This window comes from Leclercia adecarboxylata (assembly GCF_006171285.1).
Classification (GTDB): Bacteria; Pseudomonadota; Gammaproteobacteria; order Enterobacterales; family Enterobacteriaceae; genus Enterobacter; species Enterobacter barmai.
In genome coordinates this window covers 512,773-529,560 of record NZ_CP040889.1, presented here as the reverse complement: position 1 = coordinate 529,560, position 16,788 = coordinate 512,773, and the positions used below count along the sequence as shown (strand labels likewise).

Annotated in this window: 18 protein-coding genes; 15 read left to right on the top strand and 3 right to left on the bottom strand. The window is 57.1% G+C overall.

Translation table 11 applies throughout. From position 1 onward, the window contains the following. Positions 1–2: 2 nt before the first annotated feature. Positions 3–1,007: a flagella biosynthesis regulator Flk gene (gene flk / locus FHN83_RS04305; protein WP_139563305.1), complete on the bottom strand. Its 1,005-nt coding sequence runs from the start codon at positions 1,005–1,007 to the stop codon at positions 3–5. A 114-nt stretch (positions 1,008–1,121) separates the two neighbouring features. Between flk and pdxB the strand changes: the two genes are divergently transcribed. The 15 genes from pdxB to hisP all read left to right on the top strand — a co-directional run bounded on the left by pdxB (position 1,122) and on the right by hisP (position 15,244). After that, positions 1,122–2,258: a 4-phosphoerythronate dehydrogenase PdxB gene (pdxB, locus tag FHN83_RS04300; protein WP_138369846.1), complete on the top strand. Its 1,137-nt coding sequence runs from the start codon at positions 1,122–1,124 to the stop codon at positions 2,256–2,258. A gap of 67 nt (positions 2,259–2,325) precedes the next feature. After that, positions 2,326–3,339: an aspartate-semialdehyde dehydrogenase gene (locus FHN83_RS04295; protein WP_138369847.1), complete on the top strand. Its 1,014-nt coding sequence runs from the start codon at positions 2,326–2,328 to the stop codon at positions 3,337–3,339. Next, positions 3,339–4,151: a tRNA pseudouridine(38-40) synthase TruA gene (gene truA, locus FHN83_RS04290; protein ID WP_138369848.1), complete on the top strand. Its 813-nt coding sequence runs from the start codon at positions 3,339–3,341 to the stop codon at positions 4,149–4,151. The genes FHN83_RS04295 and truA overlap by 1 nt, the downstream gene beginning before the upstream one ends. A gap of 28 nt (positions 4,152–4,179) precedes the next feature. Continuing rightward, positions 4,180–4,839: a DedA family protein gene (locus FHN83_RS04285; RefSeq protein WP_139563304.1), complete on the top strand. Its 660-nt coding sequence runs from the start codon at positions 4,180–4,182 to the stop codon at positions 4,837–4,839. Between the two features lie 142 nt (positions 4,840–4,981). Then, positions 4,982–5,887 carry an acetyl-CoA carboxylase, carboxyltransferase subunit beta gene (accD, locus tag FHN83_RS04280; protein WP_039030948.1) on the top strand — a complete coding sequence of 302 codons (906 nt, stop codon included), beginning with the start codon at positions 4,982–4,984 and terminating at the stop codon, positions 5,885–5,887. Between the two features lie 68 nt (positions 5,888–5,955). Further along, the gene (gene folC / locus FHN83_RS04275; RefSeq protein ID WP_139563303.1) at positions 5,956–7,224 is read left to right on the top strand and encodes a bifunctional tetrahydrofolate synthase/dihydrofolate synthase; all 1,269 of its coding nucleotides are present in this window, start codon (positions 5,956–5,958) and stop codon (positions 7,222–7,224) included. Then, a complete protein-coding gene (gene dedD, locus FHN83_RS04270) occupies positions 7,214–7,921 on the top strand; it encodes a cell division protein DedD (RefSeq protein ID WP_039031117.1) in 708 nt (235 codons plus the stop codon). Before folC ends, dedD begins: the two co-directional genes overlap by 11 nt. Before the next feature lie 255 nt (positions 7,922–8,176). Next, positions 8,177–8,665: a colicin V production protein gene (gene cvpA / locus FHN83_RS04265; protein ID WP_039030950.1), complete on the top strand. Its 489-nt coding sequence runs from the start codon at positions 8,177–8,179 to the stop codon at positions 8,663–8,665. Between the two features lie 33 nt (positions 8,666–8,698). Further along, the gene (gene purF, locus FHN83_RS04260; RefSeq protein ID WP_039030951.1) at positions 8,699–10,216 is read left to right on the top strand and encodes an amidophosphoribosyltransferase; all 1,518 of its coding nucleotides are present in this window, start codon (positions 8,699–8,701) and stop codon (positions 10,214–10,216) included. 89 nt (positions 10,217–10,305) lie between these two features. Beyond that, the gene (locus FHN83_RS04255; RefSeq protein WP_039030952.1) at positions 10,306–10,875 is read left to right on the top strand and encodes a UbiX family flavin prenyltransferase; all 570 of its coding nucleotides are present in this window, start codon (positions 10,306–10,308) and stop codon (positions 10,873–10,875) included. 297 nt (positions 10,876–11,172) lie between these two features. Continuing rightward, on the top strand, positions 11,173–11,955 hold the full coding sequence (gene argT, locus FHN83_RS04250; RefSeq protein WP_039030953.1) for a lysine/arginine/ornithine ABC transporter substrate-binding protein ArgT: 783 nt from the start codon (positions 11,173–11,175) through the stop codon (positions 11,953–11,955). 241 nt (positions 11,956–12,196) lie between these two features. Continuing rightward, positions 12,197–12,979 (top strand): histidine ABC transporter substrate-binding protein HisJ, encoded by a 783-nt coding sequence (hisJ, locus tag FHN83_RS04245; RefSeq protein WP_032612831.1) that lies wholly within the window; start codon positions 12,197–12,199, stop codon positions 12,977–12,979. A gap of 83 nt (positions 12,980–13,062) precedes the next feature. Further along, a complete protein-coding gene (locus FHN83_RS04240; protein ID WP_039030955.1) occupies positions 13,063–13,749 on the top strand; it encodes a histidine ABC transporter permease HisQ in 687 nt (228 codons plus the stop codon). After that, positions 13,746–14,462 (top strand): ABC transporter permease, encoded by a 717-nt coding sequence (locus tag FHN83_RS04235; protein ID WP_039030956.1) that lies wholly within the window; start codon positions 13,746–13,748, stop codon positions 14,460–14,462. Before FHN83_RS04240 ends, FHN83_RS04235 begins: the two co-directional genes overlap by 4 nt. 8 nt (positions 14,463–14,470) lie before the next feature. Beyond that, a complete protein-coding gene (gene hisP, locus FHN83_RS04230) occupies positions 14,471–15,244 on the top strand; it encodes a histidine ABC transporter ATP-binding protein HisP (protein WP_139563302.1) in 774 nt (257 codons plus the stop codon). 75 nt (positions 15,245–15,319) lie between these two features. On the opposite strand, the gene FHN83_RS04225 is transcribed toward hisP, so the two are convergent. Further along, the gene (locus FHN83_RS04225) at positions 15,320–15,829 is read right to left on the bottom strand and encodes a GNAT family N-acetyltransferase (RefSeq protein WP_139563301.1); all 510 of its coding nucleotides are present in this window, start codon (positions 15,827–15,829) and stop codon (positions 15,320–15,322) included. Positions 15,830–15,886: 57 nt separating this feature from the next. Then, complete coding sequence (locus tag FHN83_RS04220) at positions 15,887–16,780, bottom strand: TIGR01777 family oxidoreductase (protein ID WP_138369853.1); 894 nt, start codon at positions 16,778–16,780, stop codon at positions 15,887–15,889. Between the last annotated feature and the right edge of the window lie 8 nt (positions 16,781–16,788).

Genomic DNA, 16,788 nt, shown 5'->3' with positions numbered 1-16,788 from the left:
TTTTAAATCACCAGCCAGATTAGCGCCATTGCTACCAGCAGGGCGACCAGCATCAGGCCAGGTCGGGCTGACAGGGATTTGAAGGTCTCGACCACCGGGGCAAACAGCGGGCTGTAGATCGGCTGGATATTACGCACTTCCAGCGTGCCACTCTCCCGCTCGCTGCGGCGGGTGAAGATCTCATTGAGCAGATCCTGAACCTGGGCAGTGGTCAGCACCGTCTGCGGCGTCGCCTGCCAGGTCTGTCGGGCATAATCCTGAATGTTGTCCCACTCCTGGGGTTCAAGCGGCTGTTTCAGCGCGGCCTGCAGGGTGTGCAGGGTTGGTGCGCTCTGGGTGCTCAGCGTCTGGCGCGCCTGCAGCCAGGTGGCAAGATGGGTAAACTGCCTGGCCGGTATCAACTCTCCCGCCTTTACTCCCGACAGCTCCAGCATCGACTGCCAGATCAGTTTGGTTGGCTCGCCCGTGGCGGCGGCAAGTTTGGTCACCATCTGCTTCAGCGTGTTGTGCTCCGCCGGCTGCAACGGGCGTTCCGTCGCCGGGCGCTGCTGCGGCTGCGGGATCGCAAGCTGGTTATTTTGCAGCAGCGTCAGTACCGTTTTGAGCTGCTCGGGCGTCAGCTGGTTCAGGGCCGTCTGGCCATACTGCTGGCGAATAAAATCGCTGGCCGCCTGACGGTTATTACCCAGATTCAGCAGCTCCGTCAGCTGGGAGACCATCTGGCGGGTGGTGTGATTTTGCTGGGCAGTATTCAGGCGCTGGTTGAGGTTTTGCTCTGCAGCAGGGAAGTGGCGCGACAGCATGGGCGCATCACTCTTCATTCCCAGATCGTGCTTGACTCCGGCCCACACTTCCGCATTCTGCTGCGACGTCAGGGCAATCAGCCGGGTGATCAGACGTTCCAGTACAGTGCGTTGCTGTGTGGAGAGGGGCTGTTCACCCGCGACGTGGGATGGACGCGGGCCATCACCCGGAGGTTGTGGCGGCGTACCTGAAATGGGCTGCATCGGCAAAAAATCCTTAAATTCGTTACTCATCGTTAACCAGGTTTACGTATATGCCTGGCGGCCAGATTATGGCACACTTGACCGGATAACTTCCTCTCAAACAGGTACTCAGACGTGAAAATCCTCGTTGATGAAAATATGCCTTACGCCCGCGAGCTCTTTAGCCGCCTGGGTGAGGTTAAGGCCGTTCCCGGACGCCCCATTCCGCTCGCCGAGCTGGATGATGCCGACGCCCTGATGGTGCGCTCGGTGACCAAAGTGAATGAGGCGCTGCTGTCTGGCAAAGGTGTGAAGTTTGTCGGCACGGCAACCGCGGGAACCGATCATGTGGATGACGCGTGGCTGAAGCAGGCCGGGATTGGCTTTTCCGCCGCGCCGGGCTGTAACGCTATTGCCGTCGTGGAGTATGTTTTCTCATCCCTGCTGATGCTGGCCGAGCGCGACGGCTTTACTCTCACCAGCCGGACCGTTGGCATTGTCGGCGTGGGTAACGTAGGCAGCCGACTGCAAAAACGCCTTGAGGCGTTAGGCATCCGCACGCTGCTGTGCGATCCCCCCCGCGCTGACCGTGGTGATGAAGGGGATTTCCGCAGCCTGGATGAGCTGGTGGCCGAGTGTGACGTGCTCACCTTCCATACGCCGCTGTTTAAGGACGGGCCGTATAAATCGCACCATCTGGCAGATGACGCGCTGATTAGCCGCCTGAAGCCGGGCACCATTCTGATTAATGCCTGCCGTGGTCCGGTGGTGGACAACGCGGCGTTGCTGCAGCGCCTGGAGGCCGGGCAGGATCTCAGCGTGGTGCTGGACGTTTGGGAACCGGAGCCGGATCTCAACATGGCCCTGCTGGATAAAGTGGATATCGGCACCGCGCACATTGCGGGCTACACCCTCGAAGGCAAAGCCCGCGGTACTACCCAGGTGTTCGAGGCGTACAGCACCTTTATTGGCAAATCCCAGCAGGTAGCGCTGGACACGCTGCTGCCAACCCCGGATTTTGGTCGCATCACCCTGCACGGCACGCTGGATCAGGGAACGCTGAAAAGGCTGGTGCATTTAGTGTATGATGTGCGCCGCGATGACGCGCTGCTGCGAAAAGTAGCGGGTACGCCGGGTGAATTTGACAAGCTGCGTAAGCATTACGTTGAGCGCCGCGAATGGTCTTCCCTGTATGTGATGTGTGATGACCCTGCTGCGGCATCGCTGCTGCATAAGCTGGGTTTCAACGCCGTTCACCACCCGGTTCGTTAATGTCTTCTTAATGCTCCCTGACGGATACTCCGCCGGGGACGCTTTTTTATTTCTGGAGTAAACCACCATGTCTGAAGGCTGGAACATTGCCATACTGGGCGCAACGGGCGCCGTGGGCGAAGCCCTGCTCGAAACCCTTGCTGAGCGTCAGTTCCCGGTGGGCGACATCTATGCCCTGGCGCGTAACGAGAGCGCAGGTGAGCATCTGCGTTATGAGGGCAAATCGGTACGCGTTCAGGACGCGGCTGAGTTCGACTGGACCCAGGCGCAGCTGGCCTTTTTCGCGGCCGGGGCTGAAGCCTCCGCGGCCTATATTGAAGACGCCACCAACGCCGGCTGTCTGGTCATCGATTTAAGCGGCCTGTTTGCCCTTGAGCCGGACGTACCGTTGGTCGTGCCGGACGTCAATCCGTTCGTGCTGGCCGACTACCGCAACCGTAACATCATCGCCGTACCGGACAGCCTGACCAGCCAGCTGTTAACCGCTCTGAAGCCGCTGATCGACGAAGGCGGTTTATCCCGCATCACCGTCACCAGCCTGCTGTCGGTCTCCGCCCACGGTAAAAAAGCGGTGGATGCCCTTGCCGGACAGAGCGCGAAGCTGCTGAACGGTATCCCGGTGGACGAAGATGACTTCTTTGGCCGTCAGCTGGCCTTCAACATGCTGCCCCTGCTGCCGGATCGCGAAGGCAGCGTGCGCGAAGAGCGCCGTATCGTCGATGAAGTGCGTAAGATCCTGCAGGACGAAGGGCTGATGATCTCCGCCAACTGCGTGCAGTCGCCGGTGTTCTACGGCCATGCCCAGATGGTGAGCTTTGAAGCCATGCGCCCGCTGGCGGCGGAAGAGGCGCGTGACGCCTTTGGCCGTGGCGAAGATATTGAGCTCTCCGAAGAGCGCGAGTTCCCGACCCAGGTGGGCGACGCCACGGGCAATGCCCGCCTCTCAGTTGGCTGCGTGCGCAACGATTACGGCATGCCGGAGCAGGTTCAGTTCTGGTCGGTAGCCGATAACGTGCGTTTCGGCGGCGCGCTGATGGCGGTTAAAATCGCTGAGAAGCTGGTGCAGGAGTATCTGTACTGATGTCTGAAGTGGAACAAAAGCCGGTCCATAGAATTGCTCTCGGGATTGAATACGATGGCAGTAAATACTATGGCTGGCAGCGTCAGAACGAGGTACGCAGCGTCCAGGAGAAGCTGGAGAAGGCGCTCTCTCAGGTCGCGAATGAGCCTATCAATGTTCTGTGCGCGGGTCGAACCGACGCCGGTGTGCACGGTACGGGGCAGGTGGTTCACTTTGAAACCACCGCGGTGCGTAAAGACGCGGCCTGGACGTTAGGGGTAAATGCGAATTTGCCTGGTGACATCGCGGTACGGTGGGTCAAAAATGTGCCGGATGATTTTCATGCGCGTTTCAGCGCCACCGCGCGCCGTTACCGCTACATCATCTATAACCAGCGTCTTCGTCCGGCAGTGTTGGGCCAGGGCGTCACCCATTTTTACGAACCGCTGGATGCCGATCGCATGCACCGTGCGGCGCAGGCGCTGATTGGCGAGAACGACTTCACCTCTTTTCGTGCCGTCCAGTGCCAGTCGCGTACCCCGTGGCGCAACGTGATGCACATTAACGTCAGCCGTCATGGCGCGTATGTGGTGGTGGATATCAAAGCGAACGCTTTTGTTCATCATATGGTCAGGAATATTACAGGCAGCCTGATGGAAGTAGGCGCCGGACACCAGCCGGAGAGCTGGATTGCAGAGTTGCTGGCAGCGAAGGACAGAACGCTGGCGGCAGCAACGGCGAAAGCGGAAGGGCTGTATCTGGTCTCGGTGGATTACCCGGATCGATTTGACCTTCCAAAACCGCCAATGGGCCCGCTGTTTTTAGCGGACTGATAGCCGTGGCAATTAAGGTTTAGACAATATGGATTTTATTCGCTTTCTGATTGATTTCATTCTGCATATTGATGTTCACCTGGCAGAGCTGGTCGCCGATTATGGCGTCTGGGTGTATGCCATTCTGTTCCTGATCCTGTTTTGTGAAACCGGTCTGGTGGTGACGCCGTTCTTACCGGGCGATTCGCTGCTGTTCGTGGCGGGGGCGCTGGCGTCGCTGGAAACCAACGATATCAACGTGCATCTGATGGTCGTGCTGATGCTTATCGCCGCGATCCTTGGCGATGCGGTGAACTACACTATAGGTCGGCTTTTTGGCGATCGGTTGTTCAGTAACCCGGATTCGAAGATTTTCCGTCGCAGCTATCTCGATAAAACCCATGCGTTTTATGAAAAACACGGCGGCAAAACGATTATTCTCGCCCGTTTTGTGCCCATCGTCAGAACCTTTGCCCCCTTTGTTGCGGGTATGGGCCACATGTCGTACCGTCAGTTTGCGCTCTATAACGTCACCGGTGCGCTGTTATGGGTGCTGAGCTTTACCTACGCGGGCTATTTCTTCGGCACCATTCCTATGATCCAGGAAAACCTTAAGCTGCTGATCGTAGGGATTATTGTGGTTTCGATTCTGCCAGGCGTCATCGAAGTGATTCGTCACCGACGCGCGGCGGCAAAACAAGCAAAATAAAAGCACGACTGCGGTTCGACCACTTTTTTATCCAAAGTTTCGGGCTGTTATGTTTTAATGTGCAACATTCATGGTCTGTCGGGGGCAAAAATGGCATTATGCGCCCCTTGCAGCAAACCTGGTTCAGGCAGAAAGGTTATCAATGAGCTGGATTGAACGAATTAAAAGCAATATCACCCCAACCCGCAAAGCGAGTATTCCTGAAGGGGTGTGGACGAAATGTGACAGCTGTGGCCAGGTTCTGTACCGCGCCGAGCTGGAGCGTAATCTGGAAGTTTGTCCGAAGTGCGATCACCACATGCGTATGTCGGCGCGTAATCGCCTGCATAGCCTGCTGGATGAAGGTTCTCTGGTTGAACTGGGCAGCGAGCTTGAGCCGAAAGATGTGCTGAAGTTCCGTGACTCCAAAAAATACAAAGACCGTCTGGCCTCTGCACAGAAAGAGACCGGCGAGAAAGACGCTCTGGTCGTGATGAAAGGCACTCTGCACGAGATGCCGGTTGTCGCAGCGGCGTTTGAGTTCTCCTTTATGGGCGGCTCAATGGGTTCTGTAGTGGGCGCGCGCTTCGTGCGTGCCGTTGAGCAGGCGCTGGAAGACAACTGTCCGCTGATCTGCTTCTCCGCGTCCGGTGGTGCCCGTATGCAGGAAGCGCTGATGTCGCTGATGCAGATGGCAAAAACCTCTGCAGCGCTGGCGAAAATGCAGGAGCGCGGTCTGCCGTACATCTCCGTACTGACCGACCCGACCATGGGCGGCGTATCGGCAAGTTTCGCGATGCTGGGCGATCTGAACATCGCTGAACCGAAAGCGCTGATCGGCTTTGCCGGCCCGCGTGTAATCGAACAAACGGTACGTGAAAAGCTGCCGCCGGGTTTCCAGCGCAGTGAGTTCCTTATCGAGAAAGGCGCTATCGACATGATCGTCCGCCGTCCGGAAATGCGCCTGAAACTGGCCAGCGTTCTGGCGAAGCTGATGAATCTGCCGTCGCCGAGCCCGGATGAGCCGCGCGAAGGCGTGGTCGTACCGGATCAGGAACCCGAGGCCTGATAACTGAAAAGGGCAGGGCCAGTGGCACTGCCCTTTTGCTTTCTAACCGTAACTGAAAAGCGCGCATCATGGAAAATATCACTCTTCCCCAAGCCACGTCGCCCCTGGCCGCGTGGCTTTCTTATCTGGAAAACCTGCACAGTAAAGCCATCGACATGGGACTTGAGCGCGTAAGCCAGGTAGCGGCGCGCCTTGATGTTCTGAAACCGGCTCCCTTTGTTTTCACCGTGGCGGGCACCAACGGCAAAGGCACCACCTGCCGCACCCTGGAAGCCATGCTGATGGCTGCAGGGTACAAAGTGGGGGTCTACAGCTCGCCGCATCTGGTGCGCTATACCGAGCGCGTGCGGGTGCAGAACACGGAGCTGGCGGAATCGGCGCACACCGCCGCTTTTGCCGAAATCGAAGCCGCGCGCGGCGAGATTTCCCTGACCTATTTTGAATATGGCACGCTGTCCGCGCTGTGGCTGTTTAAGCAGGCGCAGCTCGACGTGGTGATCCTCGAGGTCGGTTTAGGCGGGCGTCTGGATGCCACCAATATCGTCGACCCGGATGTGGCGGTGGTCACCAGCATCGCGCTGGATCATACCGACTGGCTGGGGCCCGATCGCGAAAGCATTGGCCGTGAAAAAGCCGGTATCTTCCGCCCAGGCAAACCGGCGATCGTCGGCGAACCCGATATGCCGCACACCATCGCCGATGTGGCGCAGGAAAAAGGGGCGCTGCTTAAGCGTCGCGACGTGGACTGGCGCTACAGCGTGACGGAAAGCAACTGGCGCTTTGAAGATGCCGTGGGCGCGCTGGAGAACCTGCCGCTGCCCCAGGTACCGCAGCCGAATGCCGCGACGGCGCTGGCCGCGCTGCGCGCCAGCGGTCTGGCGGTGAGCGAGCAGGCGATGCGTGACGGTATTCAGAATGCGATTCTGGCCGGGCGCTTCCAGATAGTCAGCGAATCACCACGTCTGATTCTGGATGTGGCGCATAACCCTCATGCCGCGGCGTATCTCGCGGGACGTCTCAAATCATTGCCAAAAACCGGGCGCGTACTGGCGGTTATCGGTATGCTTCATGATAAAGATATTGGCGGCACGCTGGCCTGCATGGAGAGTGTTGTCGATAGCTGGTATTGTGCACCTCTGGAAGGCCCACGCGGGGCGACTGCCGAACAGCTGATGGAACATCTCGGCGAGGGCAAAAGCTTTGCAAGCGTGGAGCTGGCATGGCGTGCGGCAATGGCAGACGCCAGCCCAGAAGATACCGTGCTGGTGTGTGGTTCATTCCACACGGTGGCACATGTCATGGACGTAATGGATGCGGGGAGAACCGGTGGCAAGTAAGTTTCAGAACCGTTTAGCAGGCACCATTGTGCTGGTGGCGCTGGGGGTGATTATTCTCCCCGGGCTGCTTGATGGACAGAAAAAGCATTACCAGGATGAGTTCGCGGCGATCCCGCTGGTGCCGAAACCCGGCGACCGGGATGAGCCGGATATGCTGCCAGCGGCGACGCAGGCCCTGCCAGCGCAGCCACCTGAAGGGGCCGCCGAAGAGGTGCGGGCGGGCGATGCTGCGGCCCCATCTTTAGATCCGTCGCGTCTGGCTGCCGGGAATAACAACGAGCTGGATCCCGTTGCGGCCCCGGTAGAACAGTACGCGCCAAAACCGGTGCAAAAGCCGAAACCGGCTGAAAAGCCGCAGCCGAAACCGCAGCGCGATAACACCAGCCAGCAGCTGGCGGCGGCCACAGAAACCCCACCGGCCAAACCGGCCGCTGAAGAGAAGCCTGCTCCAACCGGCAAAGCCTATGTTGTGCAGCTTGGGGCGCTCAAAAATGCCGATAAGGTCAACGAGGTAGTGGCTAAGCTTCGTGGCGCCGGGTATCGCGTTTACACTTCACCTTCCACGCCGGTACAGGGTAAAATCACCCGTATTCTCGTGGGCCCGGATGCGTCGAGAGACAAGCTGAAGGGGTCGCTTGGAGAGCTTAATCAGCTCTCGGGTCTGAGCGGCGTAGTGATGAACTACAGCGTGAATTGATGTAAGTATTTTCCCCTCACCCTGACCCTCTCCCCGGAGGGGCGAGGGGATGAATTCCCCCCTCTCCCTTGAGGGAGAGGGCCGGGGTGAGGGGGAGGCAGACGTCCGCAGAGGCGCAAACTGCCCACGGCGCTGAATATTTTTTCAGCGCTTTTTTTATTTACGCGCGGGAAGGAAATCCCTACGCAAACGTTTTCTTTTTCTGTTAGAATTCGCCCCGAACTGGATGACAGGGCGTTTGATCGTGGGACACATATGGTCTGGATTGATTACGCCATCATTGCGGTGATAGGTTTTTCCTGTCTGGTTAGCCTGATCCGTGGCTTTGTTCGTGAAGCGTTATCGCTGGTAACCTGGGGCTGTGCCTTCTTTGTTGCCAGTCATTACTACACTTACCTGTCTGTCTGGTTCACGGGCTTTGAAGATGAACTGGTTCGAAATGGGATTGCCATCGCGGTGCTGTTTATCGCGACGCTGATTGTCGGCGCCATTGTTAACTACGTGATTGGCCAGCTGGTTGAGAAAACCGGGTTGTCAGGAACGGACAGGGTGCTGGGGATCTGCTTCGGAGCATTGCGAGGCGCGCTGATTGTCGCCGCGATACTCTTCTTCCTTGATACCTTTACCGGGTTCTCAAAGAGTGAAGACTGGCAGAAATCGCAGCTTATCCCGCAGTTCAGCTTCATCATCAGATGGTTCTTTGACTATCTGCAAAGCTCGTCGAGTTTTTTGCCCAGGGCATAAACCCTGAGATGTGGCTTAACGAGGAAATGACGAATGTGCGGTATTGTCGGTATCGCCGGTTTCATGCCGGTAAACCAGTCTATTTATGACGCATTATCGGTGCTTCAGCACCGTGGGCAGGATGCTGCGGGTATCATCACCATTGATGCACACAACTGCTTCCGTTTACGTAAGGCCAACGGCCTGGTAAACGATGTGTTTGAAGCCCGCCATATGCAGCGTCTTCAGGGCAACATGGGTATTGGTCACGTTCGTTACCCGACTGCTGGCAGTTCCAGCGCCTCTGAAGCCCAGCCGTTCTACGTTAACTCGCCGTATGGCATCACGCTTGCCCACAACGGCAACCTGACCAACGCTCACGAGTTGCGTAAGAAGCTGTTTGAAGAGAAGCGTCGTCACATTAACACCACCTCTGATTCTGAAATCCTGCTTAACATCTTTGCCAGCGAGCTGGACAACTTCCGTCACTATCCGCTGGAAGCAGACAACATTTTTGCTGCTGTGGCTGCCACTAACCGTCTGATTCGCGGTGCCTATGCCTGCGTAGCGATGATTATCGGCCACGGTATGGTCGCCTTCCGTGACCCGAACGGCATCCGCCCGCTGGTGCTGGGCAAGCGCGACATTGGCGACGGCCGCACCGAGTATATGGTGGCGTCTGAAAGCGTGGCGCTCGATACCCTGGGCTTTGAGTTCCTGCGTGACGTCGCACCTGGCGAAGCGGTGTACATCACCGAAAAAGGCCAGCTGTTTACCCGTCAGTGTGCAGAGAACCCGGTCAGTAATCCGTGCCTGTTCGAATACGTCTACTTTGCCCGTCCGGACTCCTTCATCGACAAAATCTCCGTCTACAGCGCCCGCGTCAACATGGGCACCAAGCTCGGCGAGAAGATTGCCCGCGAGTGGGAAGACCTGGATATCGACGTGGTGATCCCAATCCCGGAAACCTCCTGCGATATCGCACTGGAGATGGCGCGTATTCTGGGTAAACCGTACCGTCAGGGCTTCGTGAAGAACCGCTACGTTGGCCGTACCTTTATCATGCCGGGCCAGCAGCTGCGCCGTAAATCGGTGCGCCGCAAGCTGAACGCCAACCGCGCTGAATTCCGCGACAAGAACGTGCTGCTGGTGGATGACTCCATCGTGCGTGGCACCACTTCTGAGCAGATTATCGAGATGGCCCGTGAAGCGGGTGCGAAGAAGGTCTATCTGGCCTCTGCGGCACCGGAAATTCGCTTCCCGAACGTCTACGGTATTGACATGCCGACCGCCAACGAGCTCATTGCCCACGGTCGTGAAGTGGACGAGATCCGCCAGATCATCGGTGCCGACGGCCTGATTTTCCAGGATCTGAACGATCTGATTGACGCGGTGCGTGCCGAAAATCCAGACATTCAGCAGTTTGAGTGCTCGGTGTTTAACGGTATCTACGTGACCAAAGACGTCGATCAGAAATACCTGGATTACCTCGATTCGCTGCGCAACGACGATGCGAAAGCCGTGCAGCTGGCGAACGATCTCGAAAGCTTAGAGATGCACAACGAAGGTTAATCGCTATAACAGGCGAGGGCGTCCGCCCTCGCTTGCAACTCCCGCCAAAATCCTGCACAGTCAGCCCTGTAACAGCAAGGGCGAACATCATGAAACGATTAATAGTAGGGATCTCAGGGGCCAGCGGCGCGATTTACGGTGTCCGTTTGCTGCAGGTATTGCGCGACGTCGCCGAGGTTGAAACCCATCTGGTGATGAGCCAGGCCGCGCGTCAGACCCTCTCTCTGGAAACCGATTATTCCCTGCGTGACGTTCAGGCGTTAGCCGACGTGATACACGATGCGCGCGATATCGCCGCCAGCATCTCCTCCGGATCGTTTAAAACCGCGGGCATGGTGATCCTGCCCTGTTCCATCAAAACCCTCTCGGGTATCGTCAACAGCTATACCGATACGCTGGTGACCCGCGCGGCCGACGTGGTGCTGAAAGAGCGCCGTCCGCTGGTGCTGTGCGTACGCGAAACCCCGCTTCATCTGGGCCACCTGCGTCTGATGACCCAGGCGGCGGAACTGGGCGCGGTGATTATGCCCCCGGTGCCGGCGTTTTATCACCGCCCGCAATCGCTTGATGACGTGATCAATCAAACCGTGAACCGGGTTATCGACCAGTTCGACATTGACCTTCCGGACGATCTCTTTACCCGCTGGCAGGGCGCCTGACGGAAAAGATGTCCTGTCCGGGGGCAGATCGGCGCAACGTGCCCTGTTTCAGGGCAATTCTGCAACAGCGATCATATCCTCAACATTTAATTCCTTTTTTCCCTTCCCGCCACTGCGGTTCGTTTGGCAGACCTGCTATCTTTCACCATTAAGGCAATCCTGCAACCTTTCGTTAACATATTTAACGCCGTAATTTTGCTATGAACGCAATGTGGCATAAGACCTGCAAGAGATCGCCTGCAACAACACACAACACAATCTATTACATAAGAAAATCACGACACTTGAGGGTAATGTATGAAGAAGACGGTTTTGGCTCTGTCTTTGCTGGTGGGATTAAGTGCAGCGGCAAGCAGCTTTGCGGCGCTCCCTCAGAACGTACGTATCGGTACAGACGCTACCTATGCGCCATTCTCATCGAAAGATGCGAAGGGGGATTTCGTCGGGTTTGATATCGACCTGGGAAATGAGATGTGCAAACGCATGTCCGTGAAATGCACCTGGGTGGGCAGCGACTTCGACGCGCTGATCCCCTCCCTGAAAGCCAAGAAGATTGACGCGATCATCTCCTCGCTCTCAATCACCGAGAAGCGTCAGCAGGAGATCGCCTTCTCTGAGAAGCTCTACGCTGCGGACTCACGTCTGATTGCCGCCAAAGGTTCCCCAATCCAGCCGACCATTGACTCGCTGAAAGGCAAGCACGTTGGCGTGCTGCAGGGCTCAACCCAGGAAGGTTTCGCCAATGCCAACTGGCGTGAGAAGGGCGTGGACGTGGTGGCATACCAGAACCAGGATCTGATCTATTCTGACCTGGCCGCAGGGCGTCTGGATGCCGCATTCCAGGATGAAGTTGCCGCCAGCGAAGGCTTCCTGAAACAGCCTGCGGGTAAAGAGTTTGCCTTTGCGGGTCCTTCCGTCAAAGACAAAAAATACTTCGGTGACGGCACCGGGATCGGTCTGCGTAAGGACGATGCTGAGCTGAAAGCGGCGTTTGATAAAGCCTTTACTGAACTGCGTAAAGACGGAACCTACGACAAACTGGCGAAGAAATACTTCGACTTCAACGTTTACGGCGATTAACCGAAACTGACGGGTGCGCACCATAATGGAACCCCGTTATGGTGCGACAATGGCCTTTGCGAACCATGATGGTGCAAATCGTGCGCCGCGTTGGTCACAAAGTGAATAGTTAAGCACTCGCGATGCACTTTTTCGCGCCTGCCGCGCATAATCTTTTGCCTTGCCGCGGCGATTAGTGGCACATTAAAGGCACCCCGTCGGCGTTAAAATCCCGTAAGAAGACAGTCTGTTGAGGATAGATATGAAAAAACTGGTTTTGTCACTTTCTCTGGCTCTGGCCTTTTCCAGCGCTACTGCGGCATTCGCAGCAATTCCGCAAAAAGTTCGTATTGGTACTGACCCGACTTATGCCCCCTTCGAATCGAAGAATGCGCAGGGTGAACTGGTAGGATTTGATATCGATTTGGCAAAAGAGCTGTGCAAACGTATCAAAACAGAGTGTACCTTCGTTGAAAACCCACTGGATGCGCTGATCCCTTCGCTGAAAGCGAAAAAAATCGACGCCATTATGTCTTCTCTCTCTATCACCGAAAAACGCCAGCAGGAGATTGCCTTCACCGACAAGCTCTATGCAGCGGACTCTCGTCTGGTGGTAGCGAAATCTTCTGATATCCAGCCGACACTGGAGTCACTGAAAGGTAAACGTGTGGGCGTGCTGCAGGGCACCACCCAGGAGACCTTTGGTAACGAGCACTGGGCGCCGAAAGGAATTGAAATCGTCTCTTATCAGGGCCAGGAAAATATCTATGCTGACCTGACTGCGGGCCGTATCGACGCCGCCTTCCAGGATGAAGTCGCTGCCAGCGAAGGCTTCCTGAAACAGCCGGTTGGTAAAGATTACAAGTTCGGCGGTCCGTCCATTAAGGACGAGAAACTCTTCGGCGTAGGCACCGGCATGGGGCTGCGCAAAGAAGATAACGAGCTGCGTGAAGCGCTGAACAAAGCCTTTGCTGAAATGCGCGCAGACGGTACTTACGAAAAACTGGCGAAGAAATACTTCGACTTTGATGTCTACGGTGGTTAATTACTCCACTCAATAACGTGCGGCCCCTCCCGCTCCGGGAGGGGAAAAGACACGGCTACACCACTCACGACAGGGCAGGCGGTATGCTGTACGGATTTTCTGGCGTAATTTTACAAGGCGCATTGGTCACCCTTGAACTGGCTCTCAGTTCGGTGGTGCTGGCAGTGTTAATAGGCCTTGCCGGCGCGGGCGCGAAGCTTTCAGCGAATCGGGCGTTGGCGCTGCTGTTTGAGGGTTATACCACCCTTATCCGCGGTGTTCCTGACCTGGTGCTGATGCTGCTCATTTTCTATGGACTGCAGATCGCCCTCAATGGCATCACCGATGCCATTGGTATGGCGCAGATTGATATCGATCCGATGGTGGCCGGTATCATCACCCTGGGCTTTATTTACGGGGCCTATTTCACCGAAACCTTCCGCGGGGCCTATCTCGCCGTGCCGAAAGGGCATATCGAAGCGGCCACGGCCTTTGGTTTTACCTCCTCACAGACGTTTCGCCGCATTATGTTTCCGGCCATGATGCGCTTTGCGCTGCCGGGCATCGGCAACAACTGGCAGGTTATCCTCAAAGCGACGGCGCTGGTCTCATTACTGGGACTGGAAGACGTGGTGAAAGCCACGCAGCTGGCAGGCAAAAGCACCTGGGAGCCGTTCTACTTCGCGATTGTCTGCGGGGTGATTTACCTGGTGTTTACCACCGTCTCCAACGGCGTGCTGCTGCTGCTCGAACGTCGCTATTCCGTGGGTGTGAAGAGGGCTGACCTGTGATCGAAATTATTCAGGAATACTGGAAATCCCTGCTGTGGACCGACGGATACCGCTTTACCGGCGTGGCGATCACCCTCTGGCTGCTGATTTCTTCTGTGGTGATGGGCGGGATTCTGGCGATCTTCCTCGCCATTGGCCGCGTGTCGAACAATAAATACATTCGCTTCCCCATCTGGCTGTTTACCTATGTGTTCCGCGGTACGCCGCTGTACGTGCAGCTGCTGGTGTTCTACTCCGGGATGTACACGCTGGAGATCGTGAAAGGCACTGAGATGCTGAACGCGTTCTTCCGCAGCGGGCTGAACTGTACCGTGCTGGCGTTAACGCTCAATACCTGCGCCTACACCACCGAGATTTTCGCCGGTGCGATCCGCTCTGTGCCCTACGGTGAAATTGAAGCCGCAAGGGCGTATGGCTTCTCTTCCGTGAAGCTCTACCGCTGTATTATTCTGCCGTCGGCGCTGCGTATTGCGCTGCCTGCCTACAGCAACGAAGTGATCCTGATGCTGCACTCCACCGCGCTGGCCTTTACCGCCACCGTGCCGGATCTGCTGAAGATTGCCCGCGACATTAACTCGGCGACCTATCAGCCGTTTACCGCCTTCGGGATCGCGGCAGTGCTCTATTTAATTATTTCTTACGTTCTGATTAGCCTGTTCCGCAAAGCGGAAAAACGCTGGTTGCAGCACATAAAACCTTCTTCGACGCACTGAGAATTAAGATGGCTGAGAACAAATTAAACGTTATCGATTTGCACAAACGCTACGGCGAACATGAAGTGCTGAAAGGGGTGTCGCTGCAGGCAAATGCGGGCGATGTGATCAGTATTATCGGCTCCTCAGGCTCGGGTAAAAGTACCTTCCTGCGCTGCATTAACTTCCTCGAAAAACCAAGTGCCGGCTCTATTGTGGTGAGCGGTGAGAACATCAATCTGGTGCAGGACAAAGACGGCCAGCTGAAGGTGGCGGATAAGCACCAGCTGCGGATGTTGCGTACCCGACTGACGATGGTATTCCAGCACTTCAACCTCTGGAGCCACATGACGGTGCTGGAGAACGTGATGGAAGCCCCGGTGCAGGTGCTGGGGTTAAGCAAGCAGGAAGCCCGTGCCCGCGCGGAGAAATACCTGGCGAAAGTGGGTATCGATGAGCGCCAGCAGATGAAATACCCGGTGCATCTCTCCGGCGGTCAGCAGCAGCGCGTCTCTATCGCCCGTGCGCTGGCGATGGAGCCGGAAGTGCTGCTGTTTGACGAACCGACCTCTGCGCTCGATCCCGAGCTGGTGGGTGAAGTGCTGCGCATTATGCAGCAGCTCGCCGAAGAGGGGAAAACCATGGTGGTGGTGACGCACGAGATGGGCTTCGCCCGTAACGTCTCCAATCATGTTATTTTCCTGCATCAGGGCAAGATCGAAGAGCAGGGGCATCCGGATGAGGTGTTAGGTAATCCGAAGAGCCCACGCTTGCAGCAGTTCCTGAAAGGGTCGTTGAAGTAGTTTGTTGCCCGGTGGCGCTACGCTTACCGGGCCTACGGTTTTGGTAGGCCGGGCAAACGCAGTGCCGCCCGGCACTCAGGCCGCACCACTCTCCAGCCGGTACACCCAGTCGTCATACCGTACGCCATTGATCTCATACGCCTGCTCCAGCACCTGGGTACGTACAAATCCCGCTTTCTCTAATACCCGCACCGAACCGCCATTATCCGCCAGCACATAAGCGTTCACCGCCTTTACGCCCAGCTGGATAAACGCGTATTCACACACGGCGCGCAGCGCTTCGCTGGCAATCCCCCGGCCCTGTGCGGCCGGAATCACGGTATAACCAATATCCGCCTCTTCGCGGTAGCGGGAGCTGATTTGCAGCCCAATATCCCCCAGCGGGGTAGCGTCATCGTGCGCGCGGATCACAAAGGTGTGCGGGGTGGTAAGTCGGGCGGCAAACTGGCGTCGGGTCTCGGTTTCCGGGGCGATAGCGGCCATATAGCGCATGATCTCGGGCGCTTCTCGCAGCGCGCGGAAAAAGGGCCAGTCGGAGGGCTCAAAAGGGGAGAGCGTCAGCCTGGAAGTGGTGATTGTTGCCACCAAAGCGCCTTAAATGGGGATCGAGCATAACAACGTAACACAGCCGACCGGGCAGATTTAACCTACCACATCTCCCAGGGCTTCTTCTAAGTCGTACCACCTGAAGGCGAACCCGGAGGCTTCCAGCCGCTTCGGCAGCGCGCGCTGGCCGCCGAGCACCAGCACTGACGATTCGCCCATCAGCAGGCGGATAGCCGTTGCCGGGGCACGCACCACCGCCGGGCGATGCACCGCATGGCCCAGCGCGTGGGAAAACTGCTCATTACGCACCGGGTAGGGGGAAACCATATTGAACGGGCCGCGCAGATCGTTATCCAGCAGCCAGAGAATGCCGTTGACCATATCGTCGATGTGGATCCAGGCAAGGTATTGACGACCCGTGCCGACAGGGCCGCCAAGGCCGAGCTTAAACACCGGCAGCATCTTCGCCAGAATACCGCCTTTCGGGGCCAGCACCACGCCGGTGCGCAGCAGGCAAACGCGGGTCCGATCGCTCTGCGCGCCGCAGGCAATCTGCTCCCAGCGGGCGCACAGCTTATGGGTAAATTCATTGTGCGGCGGCTCCTCTTCGGTTACCACCACCTCGCCTAAATCACCGTAATACCCCGCTGCCGAACCGGAGATAAACACCGACGGCGGCGTGTCGCTGGCTTTAACCATATCCACCAGTCGCTGGGTGATGTTCCAGCGACTGTTGCACAGACGCTGTTTTTGCTCTTCCGTCCAGCGTTTGTCGGCGATGGGTTCGCCCGCCAGATTGATGACGGCATCAAAGCCGTTAAGATCCTGGTGTTCCGTCAGCCCTTTCCAGATATCGATGCCGGAGCCAAGTAGCTGACGCGCCTTCTCAGGACTGCGCGTCACAACCGTTAACTCATGGCCCAACACTTGCAATCGTGGGATAAGATGCCGGCCAATCAGGCCGGTGCCGCCGGTTACCAGGATCTTCATACAACCTC